The 18923-nt window shown below is 62.6% G+C and carries 19 protein-coding genes; 14 read left to right on the forward strand and 5 right to left on the reverse strand.

What is annotated here, in order from left to right; translation table 11 throughout:
* Nucleotides 1–144: 144 nt before the first annotated feature.
* The 3 genes from rho to hemE all read right to left on the reverse strand — a co-directional run bounded on the left by rho (nt 145) and on the right by hemE (nt 3182).
* Nucleotides 145–1410 carry a transcription termination factor Rho gene (gene rho / locus AC1DDS_RS06845; protein ID WP_310414073.1) on the reverse strand — a complete coding sequence of 422 codons (1266 nt, stop codon included), beginning with the start codon at nt 1408–1410 and terminating at the stop codon, nt 145–147.
* 201 nt (nt 1411–1611) lie between these two features.
* The gene (gene hemJ, locus AC1DDS_RS06850; protein WP_477478185.1) at nt 1612–2151 is read right to left on the reverse strand and encodes a protoporphyrinogen oxidase HemJ; all 540 of its coding nucleotides are present in this window, start codon (nt 2149–2151) and stop codon (nt 1612–1614) included.
* Nucleotides 2148–3182 carry a uroporphyrinogen decarboxylase gene (gene hemE, locus AC1DDS_RS06855; protein ID WP_477478186.1) on the reverse strand — a complete coding sequence of 345 codons (1035 nt, stop codon included), beginning with the start codon at nt 3180–3182 and terminating at the stop codon, nt 2148–2150. Before hemE ends, hemJ begins: the two co-directional genes overlap by 4 nt.
* A gap of 403 nt (nt 3183–3585) precedes the next feature.
* On the opposite strand from hemE, the gene AC1DDS_RS06860 reads away from it, so the two are divergent.
* The 5 genes from AC1DDS_RS06860 to dnaQ are packed head-to-tail and all read left to right on the forward strand — an operon-like array spanning nt 3586 to nt 7186.
* The gene (locus tag AC1DDS_RS06860; protein WP_310414081.1) at nt 3586–4407 is read left to right on the forward strand and encodes a pyruvate, water dikinase regulatory protein; all 822 of its coding nucleotides are present in this window, start codon (nt 3586–3588) and stop codon (nt 4405–4407) included.
* A gap of 27 nt (nt 4408–4434) precedes the next feature.
* A complete protein-coding gene (locus AC1DDS_RS06865; RefSeq protein WP_477478187.1) occupies nt 4435–5034 on the forward strand; it encodes a Maf-like protein in 600 nt (199 codons plus the stop codon).
* The gene (locus AC1DDS_RS06870; RefSeq protein WP_477478188.1) at nt 5027–5887 is read left to right on the forward strand and encodes a shikimate dehydrogenase; all 861 of its coding nucleotides are present in this window, start codon (nt 5027–5029) and stop codon (nt 5885–5887) included. Before AC1DDS_RS06865 ends, AC1DDS_RS06870 begins: the two co-directional genes overlap by 8 nt.
* A complete protein-coding gene (coaE, locus tag AC1DDS_RS06875; protein ID WP_477478189.1) occupies nt 5884–6483 on the forward strand; it encodes a dephospho-CoA kinase in 600 nt (199 codons plus the stop codon). Before AC1DDS_RS06870 ends, coaE begins: the two co-directional genes overlap by 4 nt.
* Nucleotides 6476–7186, forward strand: coding sequence for a DNA polymerase III subunit epsilon (dnaQ, locus tag AC1DDS_RS06880; RefSeq protein ID WP_477478190.1), 711 nt, complete (start codon nt 6476–6478; stop codon nt 7184–7186). Before coaE ends, dnaQ begins: the two co-directional genes overlap by 8 nt.
* Nucleotides 7187–7249: 63 nt before the next feature.
* Here dnaQ and secB read toward each other — a convergent pair whose 3' ends face one another.
* Both secB and AC1DDS_RS06890 read right to left on the reverse strand, forming a co-directional pair.
* Nucleotides 7250–7738: a protein-export chaperone SecB gene (gene secB, locus AC1DDS_RS06885; protein ID WP_477478191.1), complete on the reverse strand. Its 489-nt coding sequence runs from the start codon at nt 7736–7738 to the stop codon at nt 7250–7252.
* Between the two features lie 89 nt (nt 7739–7827).
* Nucleotides 7828–8286, reverse strand: a complete 459-nt coding sequence (locus tag AC1DDS_RS06890; RefSeq protein WP_477478192.1) for an FxsA family protein — start codon at nt 8284–8286, stop codon at nt 7828–7830.
* A 164-nt stretch (nt 8287–8450) separates the two neighbouring features.
* Between AC1DDS_RS06890 and AC1DDS_RS06895 the strand changes: the two genes are divergently transcribed.
* The 9 genes from AC1DDS_RS06895 (at nt 8451) to AC1DDS_RS06935 (ending at nt 18918) form a co-directional block, all read left to right on the forward strand.
* Nucleotides 8451–9152 (forward strand): Tim44/TimA family putative adaptor protein, encoded by a 702-nt coding sequence (locus AC1DDS_RS06895; protein ID WP_477478193.1) that lies wholly within the window; start codon nt 8451–8453, stop codon nt 9150–9152.
* Between the two features lie 8 nt (nt 9153–9160).
* Nucleotides 9161–10276: a murein transglycosylase A gene (mltA, locus tag AC1DDS_RS06900; protein ID WP_477478194.1), complete on the forward strand. Its 1116-nt coding sequence runs from the start codon at nt 9161–9163 to the stop codon at nt 10274–10276.
* Nucleotides 10263–10829, forward strand: a complete 567-nt coding sequence (locus AC1DDS_RS06905; protein ID WP_477478195.1) for a Smr/MutS family protein — start codon at nt 10263–10265, stop codon at nt 10827–10829. The genes mltA and AC1DDS_RS06905 overlap by 14 nt, the downstream gene beginning before the upstream one ends.
* On the forward strand, nt 10826–11200 hold the full coding sequence (locus AC1DDS_RS06910; protein ID WP_310414114.1) for a helix-turn-helix domain-containing protein: 375 nt from the start codon (nt 10826–10828) through the stop codon (nt 11198–11200). Before AC1DDS_RS06905 ends, AC1DDS_RS06910 begins: the two co-directional genes overlap by 4 nt.
* A gap of 138 nt (nt 11201–11338) precedes the next feature.
* Complete coding sequence (gyrB, locus tag AC1DDS_RS06915; RefSeq protein WP_477478196.1) at nt 11339–13774, forward strand: DNA topoisomerase (ATP-hydrolyzing) subunit B; 2436 nt, start codon at nt 11339–11341, stop codon at nt 13772–13774.
* 213 nt (nt 13775–13987) lie between these two features.
* Nucleotides 13988–14941 carry a glutathione S-transferase family protein gene (locus AC1DDS_RS06920; RefSeq protein WP_477478197.1) on the forward strand — a complete coding sequence of 318 codons (954 nt, stop codon included), beginning with the start codon at nt 13988–13990 and terminating at the stop codon, nt 14939–14941.
* A gap of 208 nt (nt 14942–15149) precedes the next feature.
* Nucleotides 15150–16556, forward strand: a complete 1407-nt coding sequence (locus AC1DDS_RS06925) for a pyridoxal phosphate-dependent decarboxylase family protein (RefSeq protein ID WP_477478198.1) — start codon at nt 15150–15152, stop codon at nt 16554–16556.
* Between the two features lie 34 nt (nt 16557–16590).
* Nucleotides 16591–18045 (forward strand): NADP-dependent succinate-semialdehyde dehydrogenase, encoded by a 1455-nt coding sequence (gabD, locus tag AC1DDS_RS06930; protein WP_477478199.1) that lies wholly within the window; start codon nt 16591–16593, stop codon nt 18043–18045.
* Between the two features lie 72 nt (nt 18046–18117).
* Complete coding sequence (locus AC1DDS_RS06935) at nt 18118–18918, forward strand: HpcH/HpaI aldolase family protein (RefSeq protein WP_477478200.1); 801 nt, start codon at nt 18118–18120, stop codon at nt 18916–18918.
* Nucleotides 18919–18923: the final 5 nt, after the last annotated feature.

Below are 18923 nucleotides of genomic sequence, written 5' to 3' on the forward strand. Positions count from 1 at the left end.
CCGACCATCTCGCCGATTTCGCACGTTCGATACACTATGGAAATAGCGGCGTCCAGCATTGCCCGCCAATGGACATCGAAACGAAAAACGGCGAGCCGCCGCAAAGCGCCCCGCCGTAATGATGAATCCGGATAAGGATCCGGTTTAGGTATTCATCGAATCGAAGAAGTCGCCGTTGTTCTTCGTTTGCTTCAGCTTGTCGATCAGGAACTCGATCGCATCCGTGGTGCCCATCGGCGCGAGGATGCGGCGAAGCACGAAGATCTTCTGCAGATCCTGGCGTGGAACGAGCAGATCCTCCTTGCGCGTGCCGGATTTGAGAATGTCCATTGCCGGGAAGATGCGCTTGTCGGCGACCTTGCGGTCAAGAACGATTTCCGAGTTACCGGTACCCTTGAACTCTTCAAAGATCACTTCGTCCATCCGGCTGCCGGTATCGATCAGGGCGGTCGCGATGATCGTCAGCGATCCGCCTTCCTCGATATTGCGTGCCGCGCCGAAGAAGCGCTTCGGACGCTGCAGTGCATTGGCATCGACACCGCCGGTCAGCACCTTGCCGGAAGACGGCACAACGGTGTTGTAGGCGCGCCCCAGGCGAGTAATCGAATCGAGCAGGATGACCACGTCGCGGCCGTGCTCCACCAGCCGCTTGGCTTTCTCGATCACCATCTCGGCGACCTGAACGTGGCGCGTGGCCGGCTCGTCAAACGTCGAGGAAACGACTTCGCCCTTGACCGAACGCTGCATGTCGGTGACTTCTTCCGGCCGCTCGTCGATCAGCAGAACGATCAGGTAGCATTCCGGATGGTTGGCGGTGATCGAATGCGCGATGTTCTGCAGCAGCACGGTCTTACCCGTGCGCGGCGGCGCAACGATCAGCCCGCGCTGGCCCTTGCCGAGCGGCGCCACCAGATCGATCACCCGCGGTGACAGATCCTTCGAGGTCGGAACCTCGAGTTCCATCTTGAAGCGCTCGTTCGGATAGAGCGGCGTCAGGTTGTCGAAATGGACCTTGTGGCGGATCTTTTCCGGATCATCGAAGTTGATCGTGTTGACCTTCAGCAGCGCGAAGTAGCGCTCGCCTTCCTTCGGTCCGCGGATCGGTCCCTCGACAGTATCGCCCGTCTTCAGCGAGAAACGCCGGATCTGCGACGGGGAAATATAGATGTCGTCAGGACCGGGCAGGTAGTTCGCATTGGCCGAACGCAGGAAGCCGAAACCGTCCTGAAGCACTTCGACGACGCCTTCGCCGATGATCTCGGTGTCCTGCGTCGCGAGCATCTTCAGGATCGCAAACATCAGCTCCTGCTTGCGCATCGTGCTGGCATTCTCGACCTCGAGCGACTCGGCAAAGGCCAAAAGATCGGTCGGCGTTTTGTTTTTCAGTTCTTGTAGCTTCATTTCAGCCATGAAGGGGACCATGCGTGATTTCGAGGAGAAAAGCTGGCGTGCGGGTCAAGACCGAACTGCGGGGGGGGGGAATGCAGCTCACGAAGCGGGATACACATGCCACGAAAGATGAGATGGGGCCGAAAATAGCGGTTCACGTGCAACCCTGCAAGTGCCTCAGACGATTTCCAGGCAGGAATCGACGTGAAGCCGCCGAAAGCCTCAGAACGGCTTCACCACGACGAGGATTACGATCACCACCATCAGCAGCGCCGGCATCTCGTTCAGGAAGCGCCATTGGCGTGCACTGAATCGGTTGTCGTCCCGCGCAAAGGCGGAAACGGACCGGCCGTAGAACACGTGCACCCCGGTCAGAAGCAGCACAAAAGCAAGCTTGGCATGCAGCCAGCCGCCTTGAAAGCCATAGACGAACCAGGCGAGATAGAGGCCGAGAACCCAGCTCAACATCATCGCCGGGTTCATGATGACGCGATACAGTCGCCTTTCCATCGTCTTGAATGTCTCGGACAACTCCGAGCCCGTCGCAGCGTCCGTGTGATAGATGAAAAGGCGCGGCAGATAGAGCAGGCCGGCCATCCAGGAAATCACCGCGACGACGTGAAGCGCCTTGACCCAGAGGGCCAGATCCGACGGCGGGTAGACGGTCAAGGCAGCGGCAGCGGCGGTGAAAAGCAGCAGGACAACCGCCGCACGCCGCGCAGCGCGTCGCCCGACCGATCCTCCCGTCTGCCGCTCGCTCATCGCGAGAAGCCCCTGACACGCTCGACCAGCGCGGCCACGTTCGCAGGATCGGCCTGCGGCGTGATGCCGTGACCGAGGTTGAAGATCAACGGACCGTTGCCCAGCGCCTGCAGGATTGCGTCGATACCGTCGCGCAGTGCTTCCCCGCCGGCAACGACGCGCTGCGGATCGAGATTGCCCTGAATGGGCCCTTCCTTCTGCAGGTCGGCGGCGAAAGACAGAGGAACAGTCCAGTCCAGCCCGATGGCGTCCGCACCCGTGCCCTGCCGGTAGTCCTTCAGCAACATTCCCGCACCCTTGGCAAAAGCGATGATCTTTGCCTGCGGGCGGCGCGCCTTCACGAGATCGATGATGCGCCTGACGGGTTTCACCGCATAAGCGGCAAACTCGTTCTCGCCCAGAACGCCGGCCCAAGAATCGAAGATCTGAACCGCATCGGCGCCGGCATCAATCTGGGCGACGAGATACTCGGCCGACTTCTCCGCAAGGATATCCAAGAGCGCCGCGAAGGCCTTCGGCTCCTTGTAGGCGAACAGCCGCGTCGGCGCCTGGTCGGGCGTCCCGTGGCCGGCGATCATGTAGGTGGCAACCGTCCAGGGCGCACCGCAGAACCCGAGCAAAGTCGTTTCGTCCGGCAATTCCGTGCGCAGACGCCGGACCGTCTCCATGACAGGCTCGAGGTGGTCGAGGACTGGCATAGCCGCCAGTGCGGGAATTTCCTCGCTGCCAAGCGGCTGCATCCGCGGCCCGTGGCCTTCGTCGAAGCGAACCTGCCGCTTCAGGGCATCCGGTATCACCAGAATGTCGGAGAACAGGATCGCCGCGTCGAAGCCGTAGCGCCGGATCGGTTGCAGGGTCACCTCAACCGCGTGATCCGGCGAGTAGCACAGATCGAGAAAGGAACCAGCCTTCGCGCGCGTCTCGCGATATTCCGGCAGGTACCGGCCGGCTTGTCGCATCAACCAGACCGGAGGTGGGGTAACGGTCTTTCCGTTCAGGACTTCGACGATCTTTCGCGTTCCGCTCGCCAACTTTGCGGTTCTCCTTCTAACAAAGAAATTCATATTGAAGAGGTTTCTATTTCTTAGAGTCGGTGAGTATCAAGGATTAAATTCCCTCCACAGAAAGCCAGCGGAAGCCGGGAGAGGCAAAAGTGCTTGAAAAAATGCCGACCGAAAGCGACGGGCTTGTGGGTATCGTTAAAATGCTATCGCCTTCAATAGGTTACATTAGAGGCGCAATTTCGCTGCCTGTGGACAGAGATGGAAATCGCGTGACACAATGTCGCCCGGTTTCGTTTGTCCACAAGCCGCCGGAAGTGGCGTCCACGAAATCGCGAATTGTGGAAAAAGTGACGGTTTTCCCAGAGGCTCGGCCGCATCGCGCCGGGCCGCCGTTTTTATCCCGCCTTATCAACAGCGTCCGGAGGATCATGTGGAGAACCCCAAAAACTACTTTCACCTGCATCTGATCTCCGATTCGACCGGCGAGACGCTGATCGCCGCCGGGCGCGCAGCGGCCGCGCAGTTCCAGGCATCGCAGGCGCTGGAACACGTCTATCCGCTCGTCCGCAATCGCAAGCAGCTTGCGCCTGTTCTCGACGCGATCGATGGGGCGCCCGGGATCGTGCTCTATACGATTGTCGATCGCGAACTGTCGGCCGTCATCGACCAACGCTGCCGGGAAATGGGATTACCCTGCGTCTCCGTGCTCGAACCGATTCTCGACATTTTCCAATCCTATCTCGGAGCGACTTCGCGTCGGCGCGTCGGCGCCCAGCACGTCATGGACGCCGAATACTTCGCGCGGATCGAAGCGCTCAACTTCACGATGGATCACGACGACGGGCAGTTGCCCGCCGACCTGGAGGAGGCGGATGTGATCCTCGTCGGCATCAGCCGGACCTCCAAGACGCCAACGAGCATCTATCTCGCCAACCGCGGCATCAAGACCGCCAATATCCCGATCGTGCTTGGTGTTCCCCTGCCGGAGCGGTTGTCGCATGCAGCGCGTCCATTGATTGTCGGGCTTATTGCTACGAGTGATCGGATCGCGCAGATCCGTCAGAACAGGGTCCTTGGATCGGCGAAAGACTTCCATGGCGAGGACTACACGGACAGGGCCCAGATTGCCGAAGAATTGAAATATGCGCGTTCGCTGTGCGCACGCCACAACTGGCCGGTAATCGACGTCACGCGCCGGTCGATCGAGGAGACCGCCGCGGCCATTGTTGCCCTGCGGCCCAAGCTTCGCTAAGCGAAAGACATACTGTCCGTGAGCGCCATGACCCAGACCCTGATCCTCGCTTCCCAAAGCCCCTTTCGCCGCATGCTGATGGAGAATGCCGGTCTCTCCTTTTCGGCAATGGCTGCCGACATCGATGAGAGAGCGGTCGAGGCGGAGCTCGCGCATCTGGCGCCGTCACCATCGGACGTGGCGCTGCATCTGGCCGAGGCCAAAGCCAGGGATGTGGCACGGCGAAATCCAGGGCATATCGTCATCGGATCCGATCAGACGCTGTCCCTGGATGACCGGGTGTTTCACAAGCCGCGCGACCTGGCGGATGCAAGGGAACACCTGCGCGCGCTGTCCGGCCGCACACACGCACTCAACAGCGCAATTGCCCTGTCGCTGGACGGCGAGATGCGGTGGCGTCATGTCTCGACAGCATGGTTGACGATGCGCTCGCTGTCTGACGCGTTCATCGATCGACACGTCGCCCGGGTCGGCGACAAGGCGCTTTCCAGCGTCGGCGCCTACCAACTGGAAGGCGAGGGGATCCAGCTCTTTGAAAAGATCGAGGGCGACTACTTCACGATCATCGGCTTGCCGATGCTTCCGCTGCTCGCCCAGCTGAGGAAAATGGGTGCGATCGATGCGTGATTCACGTGAAACATTTGTTAACCATGCCTTTGTCGTCGGGCATCCGATCAAGCACTCCCGATCGCCGCTGATCCACGGCTATTGGCTCGAGGCACTTGGCATTGCAGGCAGCTACACCCGCCAGGACGTGGCGCCGGAAGCCTTTGCCGCTTTCATCGCCGAGCTGAAAGGCGCAAACCGCCGGTTTGTCGGCGGCAACGTGACAATACCGCACAAGGAAGCCGCGTTCCGGCTTGCCGACCGGCCTGACGCGCTGAGCGAAGAACTGGGCGCAGCCAACACGCTCTGGGTGGAGGACGGCCTGGTCCACGCGACCAATACCGACGGACGCGGGTTTGTTGCCAATCTCGACGAGCGGGCGCCCGGCTGGGACCGCACGGGACGCGCCGTCGTGTTTGGAGCCGGCGGCGCCAGCCGGGCCGTGCTGCAGGCGTTGCGCGATCGGGGCATCGCCGAGATCCATGTCGTCAACCGCACGCTCGCCCGTGCCCGGGAACTCGCAGACCGCTTCGGCGCGAGGATCCATGCCCATCCGGTCGAGGCGCTGGGGGAAGTGATGGCCGGGGCTGGTTTGTTCGTCAACACGACCTCGCTCGGAATGGATGGCGAGCCGGCACCGGAACTGGATTTCGCCGCGCTTGCTCCCGAAGCGATTGTCACCGACATCGTCTATGTGCCGCTGAAGACGCCGTTCCTGCTTCAGGCCGAACGCCAGGGCCTTGCGACGGTCGACGGGCTGGGGATGCTGTTGCACCAGGCCGTCCCCGGTTTTGAGAAATGGTTCGGCCAAAGGCCCGTCGTCGATGCCACCCTCCGCCAGCGCATCATCGACGACATGGAGCGCCACGCATGATCGTGCTTGGCCTCACCGGCTCGATCGGCACCGGCAAGTCGACGACGGCCGAGATGTTCCGTTCCCTCGGTGTGCCGGTGCATGACGCGGATGCGACCGTGCATGCACTCTATCGCAACGAAGCGGTCGGCCCGGTCGGTGCGGCGTTTCCCGACGTGATCGAAGACGGCGTCGTCGACCGCAAGGCGCTCGCGGCGCATCTGGCGGCTCGGCCGGAGGACTTCAAGCGGCTGGAGGACATCATCCATCCGCTGGTGCGCCAGAAGGAGAATGTCTTCCTGGAAGCGCAGCGCGCAGCAGGCGCACCGCTCGTCGTTCTGGATATCCCGCTCCTATTCGAGACCGGCGGAGACCGTCGCGTCGACAAGACTGTCGTGGTCACCTGTGGGCCAGAGACGCAGCGCCGGCGGGTGCTGGCACGTCCGGGCATGACGGAAGAGAAGTTCGCCATGCTGCTGGCGCGTCAAATTCCCGACGCCGAGAAGCGGGCGCGGGCGGATCTTGTGGTCAACACCGACAACGGTCTTGAAGACGCGCGCGAACAGGTGGAACAGATTGTCGAGCGCTTGAGAAAAGGAAATGGTGCCGATGCGTGAGATCATCTTCGACACGGAAACGACCGGCCTCGACAACCGTCTCGATCGTGTCATTGAAATCGGCGGCATTGAACTCGACAATCATTTTCCGACCGGGCGCACCTTTCACGTCTACATCAACCCGGGCGATCGCAAGGTGCATCCGGACGCGCTCGCGGTGCACGGCATCTCCGACGAGTTCCTGAAGGACAAGCCGCCTTTCGCCGGCATCGTCGAGGAATTGCAGGCCTTCTTCGGCGAGGCCCGCTGGGTGGCGCACAACGCCACCTTCGACATGGGCTTCATCAACGCCGAGTATGAGCGGCTCGGCATTCCGCCGGTACCAGGTGAGCGGGTAACCGACACGCTGGCGCTTGCGCGCCGCAAGCATCCGATGGGTCCGAACTCGCTCGACGCACTCTGCCGGCGCTACGGCATCGATAACTCGCACCGCACCAAGCACGGCGCACTGCTCGACTCCGAACTCCTGGCAGAAGTCTATATCGAGATGATCGGCGGGCGTCAGGCGGCACTCGGGCTGGGAGTTGCCGAGCGGCGCGAGGAGTTTGACTCTGCGGATGGCGAAGAGATCGTGCTGCCGATCGCACCGCGCCCGCGGCCACTGCCGCCGCGCATCAGTGCCGACGAAGTCGCTGCCCATGCCGCGATGGTCGAGAAGATGGGCGGCAAGGCGATCTGGCTGAAGTACGACCAGCAGGACTAAGGTCCCAAAACGCAAAACGCCCGGCCGGAGCCGGGCGTTCCACCTTGATCATCGATGAGACGATCAGTTGGTCGTGCTCGCCACCTTCGCCTTCAGCTGTTCCTCGGCCATGCGCTGCTGGAACATCTGGGCAAAATCGATCGGGTCGATCATCAGCGGCGGGAAGCCGCCGTTGCGGGTTGCGTCGGCAATGATCTGGCGGGCGAACGGGAAGAGCAGGCGCGGGCACTCGATGAAGAGGACCGGCAGCATGTGCTCCTGCGGGAAGCCGGCAATGCGGAAGACGCCGCCATAGGCCAGCTCGGCATTGAACAGCACTTTCGTGTCGTCCTTCGCTTCGGCGTTCAGCGTCAGGATCACGTCGAACTCGGTTTCCGACAGCGGATTGGCGTTCACGTTGACATTGATGTTGATCGACGGAGCCTTGTCGCGCGCCTGCAGCGAGCGCGGTGCACCCGGGTTTTCAAAGGAAAGATCCTTCACATACTGCGCCAGGATGTTGATGGATGGGCTCGCCGCGCTGTTGGCGGATGCGTCGTTGTCGGTTGCCATGGGTCTTTCCTCGGACGAAAAATGGTGGGCAGCGATCTAGCACTTCGCCCAAGGGCTTACAACCCTGCGAGACTCGGCGCCGAATTGGCTTAAGGCCGGTCCTCCCGGGTGAAATCGCCATCATCGAGATCGATTGTGCGTGGCGGAGACGGCTTGGTGGCGTGTGGATCGGCTGCGGCGGTGAAGTCGACCACGACGAAACGACTGGCAAGTCGGCTCGCCACGCGCTGCCGGATGGGCGGTACCAGCAACAACAGCGCAATCAAATCCGTCACGAAGCCGGGCACGATCAGAAGCAGGCCGGCAAGAAGGACGATGGCGGTATCGAAAAAACGCTCGGCCGGCAGATCCTGCGGCAGACGTCTCTGGCGCAGCTTCGTCAGAGCCTGAAAACCCTGGCGCCGCAGGATGGCCAGGCCGATCATTGCGGACGCAACGACCAGCAGCAAGGTCGGCCCAAGACCGATACGCCGTCCAACCACGATGAACCCGGCGATTTCCAGGAGCGGAAGAGACAGGAGAAAAAGAGCGATGAGTGACCGTGCCATGAGGATGCCCGATGTTTGGGGTAGTCCGTTTTCTTGTTTCGACGGCAGATGGTCAACCCTGCGCCTGGCACAATCGAGTGAACGGTCTCGTCGACATTTGAAGATTGGGCGTTTGCGGACTATATGGAAGAAGTCAAAAAAGGTGAACGGTGGTTTCGGATCATATGGGCTCATTCGACTTTGTAACGATTTTCTTTCTCGTGGCGGCGGTCGTGATTTTTCTGCAGCTGCGCAATGTTCTTGGTCGGCGCACGGGAAACGAGAAACCACCCTTCGATCCCTACTCGCGGCGCGAGTCGACCGAATCGGTGCCGACCCCTGACCGCGGCAAGGTCGTCACCCTGCCACGCCGGGATGGCTCGGAAGGCGAGGACGGGCCTTATGCGCAGGTCGATGCCTTCACGCCGGCCGGACCGCTGAACCAATCGCTTCGCCGCGTGGTCGACGGCGACCCGTCCTTCAGCCCGAACGAATTCGTCAATGGCGCAAAACTGGCCTATGAAATGATCGTTGTTGCCTTCGCCGACGGCGATCGCAAGACCCTGAAAAATCTCCTCTCCCGCGAGGTCTATGAGGGCTTCGACGCCGCCATCTCGGAGCGCGAGAGCAAGGGCGAGGTGGTGAAATCGAATTTCGTCGGCATTGAAAAGGCCGACATCGTTTCTGCCGAGGTCAAGGATCAGGAAGTCAACATTACGATCAGGATCATCAGCCAGCTGATTTCCGCGACCTACGACAAGGATGGCAACCTGATCGACGGTGATGCGGAAGCGGTTGCCGAGGTGAACGATATCTGGACCTTCGCCCGAGATGTCCGTTCGCGCGATCCGAACTGGAAGCTGATCGCCACCGAATCGGAAGGCTGATCGGCAAGATGCAATTCCGTCTGAAACCGGTTGCTTTCCCCGATCTGCCCGGATGGACGGAGGACGATCCGACAAACCTCTTCGAGATGATGGCGCGCTGTCGCCACCAGATCGTGACAGCGAAGCCCTATCGCACGGGCTCGCTTGGCGTCAGCGCCGGCGAACTGCTGCCAGCCCTGACCGCGGCAAGCGAGTACGCCTCGGGGAGCCCCGCACAGGCGCGGGAATTCTTCGAGAGTTGGTTCAAACCGTTCCTGATTGAGAGGATGGACGGTGAAAGCGGGCTCGTTACCGCCTATTACGAGCCGGAGGTCGAGGTGCGGGCCGAGCCGGACGCGGAATTCCGCTTCCCGTTCTATCGCCGGCCAGACGACATTGTCGACATCGACGACGCCAATCGCCCGGCGGGTTTTGATCCTTACTTTGCCTTCGGCCGCCTTCGCGACGGCCGGATCGAGGAATACCCCGATCGGGCGGCGATCGACCAGGGACTGCTTCGCGGCCGCGGTTTGGAAATCGCCTTTTGCCGCTCCAGGGCGGATGTCTTCTTCATCCACATCCAGGGCGCGGCGCGCCTGCATTATCCCGACGGAACCGTCCGGCGCATTACCTATGCCGCCAAGACCGGCCATCGCTTCTCGCCGATCGGCAAGCTCTTGATCGAGCGCGGCGAGATCGATGCGGCGACGGTGTCCATGGCCTCGATCCGCGATTGGCTTGCCCGCCATCCCGAACAGGTGGACGCGGTGCTTTGGCACAATCGATCCTATATTTTCTTCCGGGACGCGCCGGTCGACGATTCAGCGCTGGGTCCGGTTGCGGCCGCAAAGGTTCCCATCGTTGCCGGACGATCGCTTGCGGTGGACCGCCAGATTCATACGTTCGGCACGCCGTTCTTCATCCGCAGCGACGGCCTGACCCATCTCGATGGCGGCGAACTCTTTGCCCGGACGATGCTGGCGCTCGATACCGGGTCGGCCATCGTCGGGCCGAACCGCGGCGACATCTTCACCGGTTCCGGTTATGCCGCCGGCGACCTCGCGGGGCACGTCCGCAACGCCGCCGATTTTTTTGTCTTCATACCGAAAACGGCCGCGCAGAGATATGAGCATGGCGAAGGATAAGCCCCTCAGCGGCGAAGACCGCATTCTTTGGGGCAAGGTTGCGCGGAGTGCCCGCGCCCTGCCGGGCCGGCTGCAGGAGCTGGAAGCACTGGAAGCATTCCTCGCGCCGAAGGAAGAGGCGGATTTGGTGACCGCCGTAATGCCCGAAGCGCAGCGCAACGGGGCGAAGGATAGCGGAATCCGGATAACGACCGCCCCGAACGAGCGTCGCCTTCATCCACTGGAACGTCCCGTCAAGCGCAAGATCGCCAAGGGCCATCTGGCGCTCGAGGCGCGGCTCGACCTGCATGGAATGATCCAGAGCGAGGCGCACGGCCTCCTCTTGAGTTTCTTGATCAAGGCGCACGCCCGGGGGATGCGCCACGTGCTGGTGATCACGGGCAAGGGAACATCCCTCGGCAGCGACGGGGCGCTGAGGCGCGCGGTACCGCTCTGGTTCTCGCTGCCGGAGTTCCGTCCGCTGATTTCCTCCTACGAGCCAGCGGCGCGCAATCACGGCGGCGACGGTGCGCTCTATGTGCGGCTTGCCCGCCACAAGGCCGAACGGTCATGACGACCCCGTTCGGCGTCGCGGTTAGACACCTGCGGGAACAAAAGCGCGTCTCGCAAAAGGAGATGGCGGCGGCCCTGAACGTTTCGCCGGCTTATCTTTCGGCACTGGAGCACGGCCGGCGCGGTATGCCGAGCTTCGATTTTCTCCAGCGCGTCGCAGGCTACTTCAACGTCATCTGGGATGAGGCCGAGGAACTGTTCCGGCTGGCGCGCATCTCCGACCCGAAAATCACCGTTGACACGGCCGGATTGCCACCGGAGTACACGGCCCTTGCCAATCGTCTCGCGGCGGAAATTCGCGATCTGCCGCCAGAAACCATCAGGCGCCTCGCCGGCATTCTCGAAAAGGCCTGCAATAGCCGGGCAAAATGACGTGTTCCCCTGATTTCTGCCGCTATTGGCGGCCACAAGATTTGGAAAGCTGGGCCAAAATCCCTATATTCGACGGGCTGGATGCGTGGTGATTCGCCGCGTCCGTGCTCCTCGTGGAACCCTGGAAAGACACCCCGCATGACCGATACGCATGAGACCGAAAACAGCGGCCCGGCCGAGTATGGCGCCGATTCCATCAAGGTGCTCAAGGGCCTCGATGCCGTGCGCAAGCGGCCGGGCATGTATATCGGTGACACGGACGACGGTTCGGGGCTTCATCATATGGTCTACGAGGTGGTGGACAATGCGATCGACGAGGCGCTGGCGGGGCACGCCGACATCGTCACCGTGACATTGAACGCCGACGGCTCTGTGACCGTTACCGACAATGGACGCGGGATTCCAACCGACATCCACAAGGAAGAGGGTGTCTCCGCGGCTGAGGTCATCATGACCCAGCTGCACGCGGGCGGAAAGTTCGACCAGAACTCCTACAAGGTCTCCGGCGGCCTGCACGGCGTTGGTGTTTCGGTCGTGAACGCGCTTTCGGTTTCGCTGAGGCTCAAGATCCGCCGCGGCGGGCACATCCACGAGATGAGTTTCACCCACGGCGTCGCAGACGGGCCGCTGACGGTGACCGGCGACTGCGGCGATGAGACGGGCACCGCGGTGACCTTCCTGCCGAGCCCAGAGACGTTTTCAAACATCGAGTTCAACTATCAGACGCTCGAGCACCGGCTGCGCGAACTCGCCTTCCTGAACTCCGGCGTGCGAATTCTCCTCACCGACCGGCGCCACTCCGACGTCAAGCAGGACGAACTGATGTATGACGGTGGCCTCGAGGCCTTCGTCCATTTCCTGGACCGCGCCAAGAAGCCGCTGGTGCCCAAGCCCATCGCCATCCGAGGCGAGCGCGATGGAATCACGGTCGAGGTGGCGATGTGGTGGAACGACAGTTACCACGAAAACGTGCTCTGCTTCACCAACAACATCCCCCAGCGCGACGGCGGCACGCACCTTGCCGGCTTCCGCGGCGCGCTGACGCGCCAGGTCGTCTCCTATGGCGAGAGCTCGGGCATCCTCAAGAGGGAGAAGGTCTCCCTGACCGGCGACGACTGCCGCGAAGGCCTGACCGCGGTTCTCTCCGTCAAGGTCCCCGACCCGAAGTTCTCCTCGCAGACGAAGGACAAGCTCGTCTCGTCCGAGGTCCGGCCGGTCGTGGAGAGCCTTGTCAGCGAAGCATTGAGTAATTGGCTCGAGGAGCATCCTTCCGAGGCCAAGGTATTGGTCGGCAAGGTGGTCGAAGCCGCAGCCGCCCGCGAGGCCGCCCGCAAGGCGCGCGAGCTGACGCGCCGCAAGGGCGCGCTCGACATCTCCTCGCTGCCCGGCAAGCTTGCCGATTGTTCCGAACGTGACCCGGCAAAGTCCGAGGTTTTCCTCGTGGAGGGCGACTCGGCCGGCGGCTCGGCAAAGCAGGGCCGGTCGCGCGAGAACCAGGCGATCCTGCCGCTGCGCGGCAAGATCCTCAACGTCGAGCGTGCCCGCTTCGACAAGATGCTGTCGAGCCAGGAAATCGGCACCCTGATCACCGCGCTCGGCACCTCGATCGGCAAGGACGAGTTCAATCCGGATAAGCTGCGCTACCACAAGATCATCATCATGACCGACGCCGACGTCGACGGCGCGCATATCCGTACATTGCTTCTGACCTTCTTCTTCCGCCAGATGCCGGAACTGATCGAGCGCGGTCACCTCTATATCGCCCAGCCACCGCTCTACAAGGTTTCGCGCGGAAAGTCGGGCCAGTACCTCAAGGACGAAAAGGCGCTTGACGACTACCTGATCTCGGCGGGCCTGGAAGATGCGGCGCTGGAGCTCGGCTCGGGCGAGGTCCGCGCCGGACAGGACATGCGCGAGGTGATCCAGGACGCACTGCGGCTGCGTGCACTGCTCGATGGGCTGCATTCGCGCTACAATCGCGCCATCGTCGAACAGGCGGCCATTTGCGGTGCGCTCAATCTGGAACTGAGCCACAACCGCGAAGGCTACGCCGAGATGGCCGAACAGGTTGCGCGCCGGCTGGACCTGATTGCCGAAGAAACCGAACGTGGCTGGAGCGGGTCGGTCGCCTCCGATGGCGGGTTGGCGTTCGAGCGCACCGTGCGCGGGGTGAGGGAATATGCCCATCTCGACATGGCCTTGGTCGGCTCGTCCGATGCGCGCCACCTTGACCAGTTGTCGCTGCGGCTGAAGGACATCTACGCGATTCCCCCGAAACTGCGGCGGAAGGATTCGGAGATCGAGATCAGCGGACCACGCATGCTTCTTGACACGATCTTCGCGGCCGGCCGCAAGGGACTGACCCTGCAGCGCTACAAGGGCCTTGGCGAAATGAATGCCGAGCAGCTCTGGGAAACGACGCTCGATCCGAACGTTCGGACCCTGCTGCAAGTCCGTGTGTCGGACGCCACCGATGCGGACGGGCTGTTCTCGCGCCTGATGGGCGACGAGGTGGAACCGCGCCGCGAGTTCATTCAGGAGAATGCACTCAGCGTCGCCAATTTGGACATCTGATTGGCGGTCATTGTCGGCATGGATTTGCTGGAACGGATAAGGAAGCCCCGCGTTGTCGCGGGGCTTTTCGTTATTGTTTAGCGAAATCAAAAGGGCGCGGTCCGCACCTCAGAAAATTGACACGGTTGGTGTTTTGGTTCGTGATCAAGCGCGGTCGTCGCCGATCGGCGCGGCTGACCCGTCCGCAAGAACACGCGAGCAGAGGAGACCGTCATGCTGGTGGATGGCAAATGGACGACGGACTGGCAGCCGGTACAGGCAAAGGACGAAAAGGGCGGATTTGTTCGACAGATTTCCGGCTTTCGCAATTGGGTCACGCCCGATGGTGCGCCGGGCCCGACGGGCGAGGGCGGCTTTGCTGCCGAGGCCGGTCGCTATCACCTCTATGTCGCCTACATCTGTCCCTGGGCGTCCAGGACGCTGATCGGCCGAAGCCTCAAGCGGCTGGAGGACGTGATCGGCCTCTCCGTGGTGGAGCCGGCGCTGACGAAGGAGGGCTGGCGCTTCGGCGGCTATCCGGGGTCGACTCACGACGAGGTGAACGGCGCCACCTACATGCACGAGATCTACACACGCGCCGATCCCCATTATACCGGCCGTGCGACGGTGCCGGTGCTCTGGGACAAAGAGCGCGGAACGATCGTCAACAACGAATCGGCCGACATCCTGCGCATGATGAATGACGGTTTCGGCGATCTCGCCACCGGGATAATCGACCTCTATCCGGAGCAGCATCGCGAAGTGATCGACGCGTTCAATGCCCGGATCTATCCCGGCTTGAACAACGGCGTCTATCGCGCCGGCTTCGCCACGACACAGCTTGCCTATGAGGAGGCATTCCTCGACGTCTTCACGACACTCGACTGGGTCGAGGGCGAACTCGGTGATCGGTCCTTCCTCTTCGCCGACCACCCGACGGAGGCGGACATCCGGCTGTTCGTCACTTTGGTCCGTTTCGACGCCGCCTATCACGGCCTGTTCAAGTGCAACTTGCGAAGGCTTGCGGATTATCCGCGGCTGCGTGCCTTCGTGCGCCGCCTGCATGACTGGCCCGGCGTGGCCGAAACGGTCAATCTCGATCATATCAAGCGCGGCTACTATTCGATCGCTTCGCTCAACCCGGCCGGAATCGTGCCGGTCGGTCCGGCGCAGGAGATGTTGTTCTGAGAAAGTGTTGACGGATCGGCATCCGAGCGCCTGCCGGTAACCGTGCACGCCATTCCCAATCGCGGGCGAGCGGCTGTGTATGTCGACAGGAAGAGGAAAGTCGCCATTTTTGCCGGATCGGTGCAGACGCCAGTGCGTCTGCACGAGGCTTGATCGGTCAATCGAAAAGCATTTATGTCGAATAGATTGAGCGAGGAGCGACAACGACATGGATGCAGGCGAATTCAGGCATTGGTCGGCCAAGGCGGCCGAATGGGGCGCGGACTATCGAGAGACCATCCGTGAACGTCCCGTAAGGCCCGTCCTGATGCCAGGTGAAACCGGATCAAAGATTCCGGCGTCGCCGCCTGAAGTAGGCGAGCCGATGGAACAGATCTTCGCCGACTTCGAAAACAAGATCGTGCCGGGCATGACCCATTGGCAGCATCCGCGCTTCTTCGCTTACTTTCCGGCCAATGCAGCCCCCGTATCCGTGGTCGCCGAGTATCTTGTCAGCGCGATGGCGGCGCAATGCATGCTCTGGCAGACCTCGCCGGCGGCAACCGAACTCGAGACGAGAGTGCTCGACTGGCTGCGACAGGCGATCGGCTTGCCCGAAGGCTTTGCCGGCGTGATCCAGGATTCAGCCTCCTCGGCGACGCTCGCCGCCGTGCTGGTGATGCGCGAACGGGCGCTGCAGTGGAAAGGCAACAAGAGCGGCCTGTCGGGCGGCGACCGCGTGCGCGTCTATGCCTCGGACCAGGTCCACACCTCGATCGACCGCGCAATCTGGGTTTCCGGCATCGGCGAGGAGAACCTCGTCCGAATTCCAGTGGCGGGACAACTTCGTGGAATGGATGTCGGCGCACTCGAGGATGCAATCAAGTTGGATCTAGAATCCGGCTACCGACCGGCCGGAATCGTCGCCTGCACGGGCGGCACCAGCACGGGCGCCTGCGATGACATTGGCGCCGTCGTCGAAGTGGCGAGGCGGTACGGGCTCTATGTCCATGTCGACGCCGCCTGGGCGGGAGCGGCGATGATCTGCGAGGAGTTCAGGTCGTTGTGGCGGGGCGTTGAAGGCGCCGATTCGGTCGTGTTCAATCCGCACAAATGGCTCGGCGCCCAGTTCGACTGCTCGGCGCATTTCCTGCGCAACCCGGACGATCTGGTCCGCACCCTGGCAATCCAGCCCGAATATCTGAAGACGCACGGCAAGGACGGCATCATCAACTACTCGGAGTGGTCGGTGCCGCTCGGCCGGCGTTTTCGTGCGCTGAAGCTCTGGTTCCTCATCCGCCATCACGGCCTGTCCGGACTGAAGACGATGATCCGCAATCACGTCGCCTGGTCGCAGCGGCTGGCGCAGCGCCTGGCGGCGGAGCCGGATTTCGAGATCGTCACCGAGCCGGTGCTGTCGCTGTTCTCTTTCTGCCACCGAACGGACGGCGATGCGGATCAGCACAATCAGGCGCTCCTGAACGCGATCAACGATGACGGCCGCATCTACCTGACGCAGACGCGTGTCGGCGGGCGCCTCGTCATCCGTTTCCAGGCGGGACAGTTCGAGATGACTGAGGCGGACGCGGAAACCGCCTTCGACGTGATTGTCGAAACGGCGCGAAAGAGCCTATAACCACGCCAAATGAAATGAATCGAGGAGACCCCTGATGAGCTTGAAGGATCCCACACTGCTGCGCCAGGCAGCCCTGGTCGGCACACGCTGGATCGAGGCCGATCCGAAGTCGGCGATCGCCGTGAAAAACCCGGCAACCGGCGAGCTCGTGGGCTACGTGCCGAAGCTCGGTGCCGCCGAGACCAAGGAAGCGATCGCGGCTGCGGAAAAGGCCCAGAAGGAATGGGCCGGCCGCACCGCCAAGGAGCGCTCGACGATCCTTCGCAAATGGTTCGAGCTGATGATGGCAAACCAGGACGACCTCGGCCGGATCCTGACGATGGAGCAGGGCAAGCCGCTGGCGGAAGCCAAGGGTGAGATCGCCTATGGCGCCAGCTTCGTCGAATGGTTCGCCGAAGAGGCGCGCCGGGTCTATGGTGACATTATGCCGGGCCACCAGAAGGACAAGCGCATCCTGGTGATGAAGCAGCCGATCGGTGTCGTCGCGGCGATCACGCCATGGAACTTCCCGAACGCAATGATCACCCGCAAGGCCGGCCCGGCCTTCGCCGCCGGCTGCGCGATGGTGTTGAAGCCGGCGTCGCAGACCCCGTTCTCGGCAATTGCCATTGCGCTGCTTGCCGAGCGTGCTGGCCTGCCTGCCGGCCTGTTCAGCGTCATCACCGGCTCGGCGGCGGCGATCGGCGCGGAAATGACCGCAAATCCGACCGTGCGCAAGCTGACGTTCACCGGTTCGACCGAGATCGGCGCCGAACTCTACCGCCAAAGCGCGCCGACCATCAAGAAGCTCGGTCTCGAGCTTGGCGGCAACGCACCCTTCATCGTCTTCGACGACGCCGATCTCGATGCGGCCGTCGAGGGTGCGCTGATCGCGAAATTCCGCAACAACGGCCAGACCTGCGTCTGTGCCAACCGCATCTATGCGCAGGACGGAGTCTACGAGGCGTTTGCCGAGAAGCTGGCGGCGGCCGTCGGCAAGCTCAAGACCGGCAACGGTTTCGACGAGGGCGTGATACTCGGGCCGCTGATCGACCAGGCGGCGCTCGCCAAGGTCGAGGAGCATGTTTCCGACGCGGTTTCCAAGGGCGGTCGTGTCGTCCAGGGCGGCAAGCGCCATGCGCTCGGCGGCACCTTCTATGAAGCCACCGTCATTGCCGACGTCACGCCGGAAATGGCGGTCGCCCGCGAGGAGACTTTTGGCCCGGTGGCGCCGCTCTTCCGGTTCAAGGACGAGGCGGACGTGATCGCGCAGGCGAACGACACCGAATTCGGACTGGCCTCGTACTTCTATGCCAAGGATCTCGCCCGCGTCTTCCGCGTCGCAGAGGCGCTGGAGTACGGCATGGTCGGCGTCAACACCGGGCTGATCTCGACCGCCGAGGCGCCGTTCGGTGGCGTGAAGCTGTCGGGCCTGGGCCGGGAGGGCTCGAAGTACGGCATCGAGGAGTTCACCGAGATCAAGTATGTCTGCCTTGGTGGCATCGCCTGATCAACGTAATCCTTCACCGGCCGGGCCGAACCGGCCGGTGAACCGTCAATCGTCGCACCGAGGAATTGCGCCATGTCCGCCCCCAAGAACACCTTCAAGGCCGCCCTTCGGGAGGGCCGGTTTCAGCTCGGCCTGTGGGTCGCGCTCGGCAGTGCCTATGCTGCGGAGATCGCGTCCGGCAGCGGCTACGACTGGTTGCTTTTGGACGGCGAGCACGGACCGAACGACATGCCGCTGCTCGGTGCCCAGATCGGTGCCCTGCGCGGCACCGCCAGCCACCCGATCGTCCGCCCGCCGATGGGCGAGGCGTGGCTGTTGAAGCAACTGCTCGACCAGGGCGCGCAGAGCTTTTTGATCCCGATGGTGGAGACCGCCGAGCAGGCCCGTGCGCTGGTGCGCGCCGTGCGCTATCCGCCCGCCGGTATCCGCGGCGTCGGGGCCGGGCTCGGGCGCGCGAGCGATTTCAACCGCACCCCCGAATATCTGACTACGGCAAATGACGAGATCTGCCTGATCGTGCAGATCGAGAGCCGGGCCGGATTGGCCGCGCTCGACGAGATCGCCGCAATCGAGGGCGTCGACGGCATCTTCATCGGCCCTTCCGATCTCGCCGCCGACATGGGCTATCTCGGCCAACCGTCGGCCCCGCCGGTGACGGAGGCGATCCGCGATGCCTTCGCGCGCGTTCACAAGCACGGCAAGGCGCGCGGCATCATGACCGTTCTGCTGGATCAGGCGCACGAATACCGGGCCATGGGCGCCGATTTCATGGCGATCGGCACCGACGTCAATTGCCTGGTAGGGGCGATGGACCGGTTGCGGCGCGACTTCCTCGGCCTGGCCGAGACGCAGCAAAAGGGCGGCGGCTACTGAGGCCG

It is taken from the genome of Mycoplana sp. 10N416 (assembly GCF_056394765.1).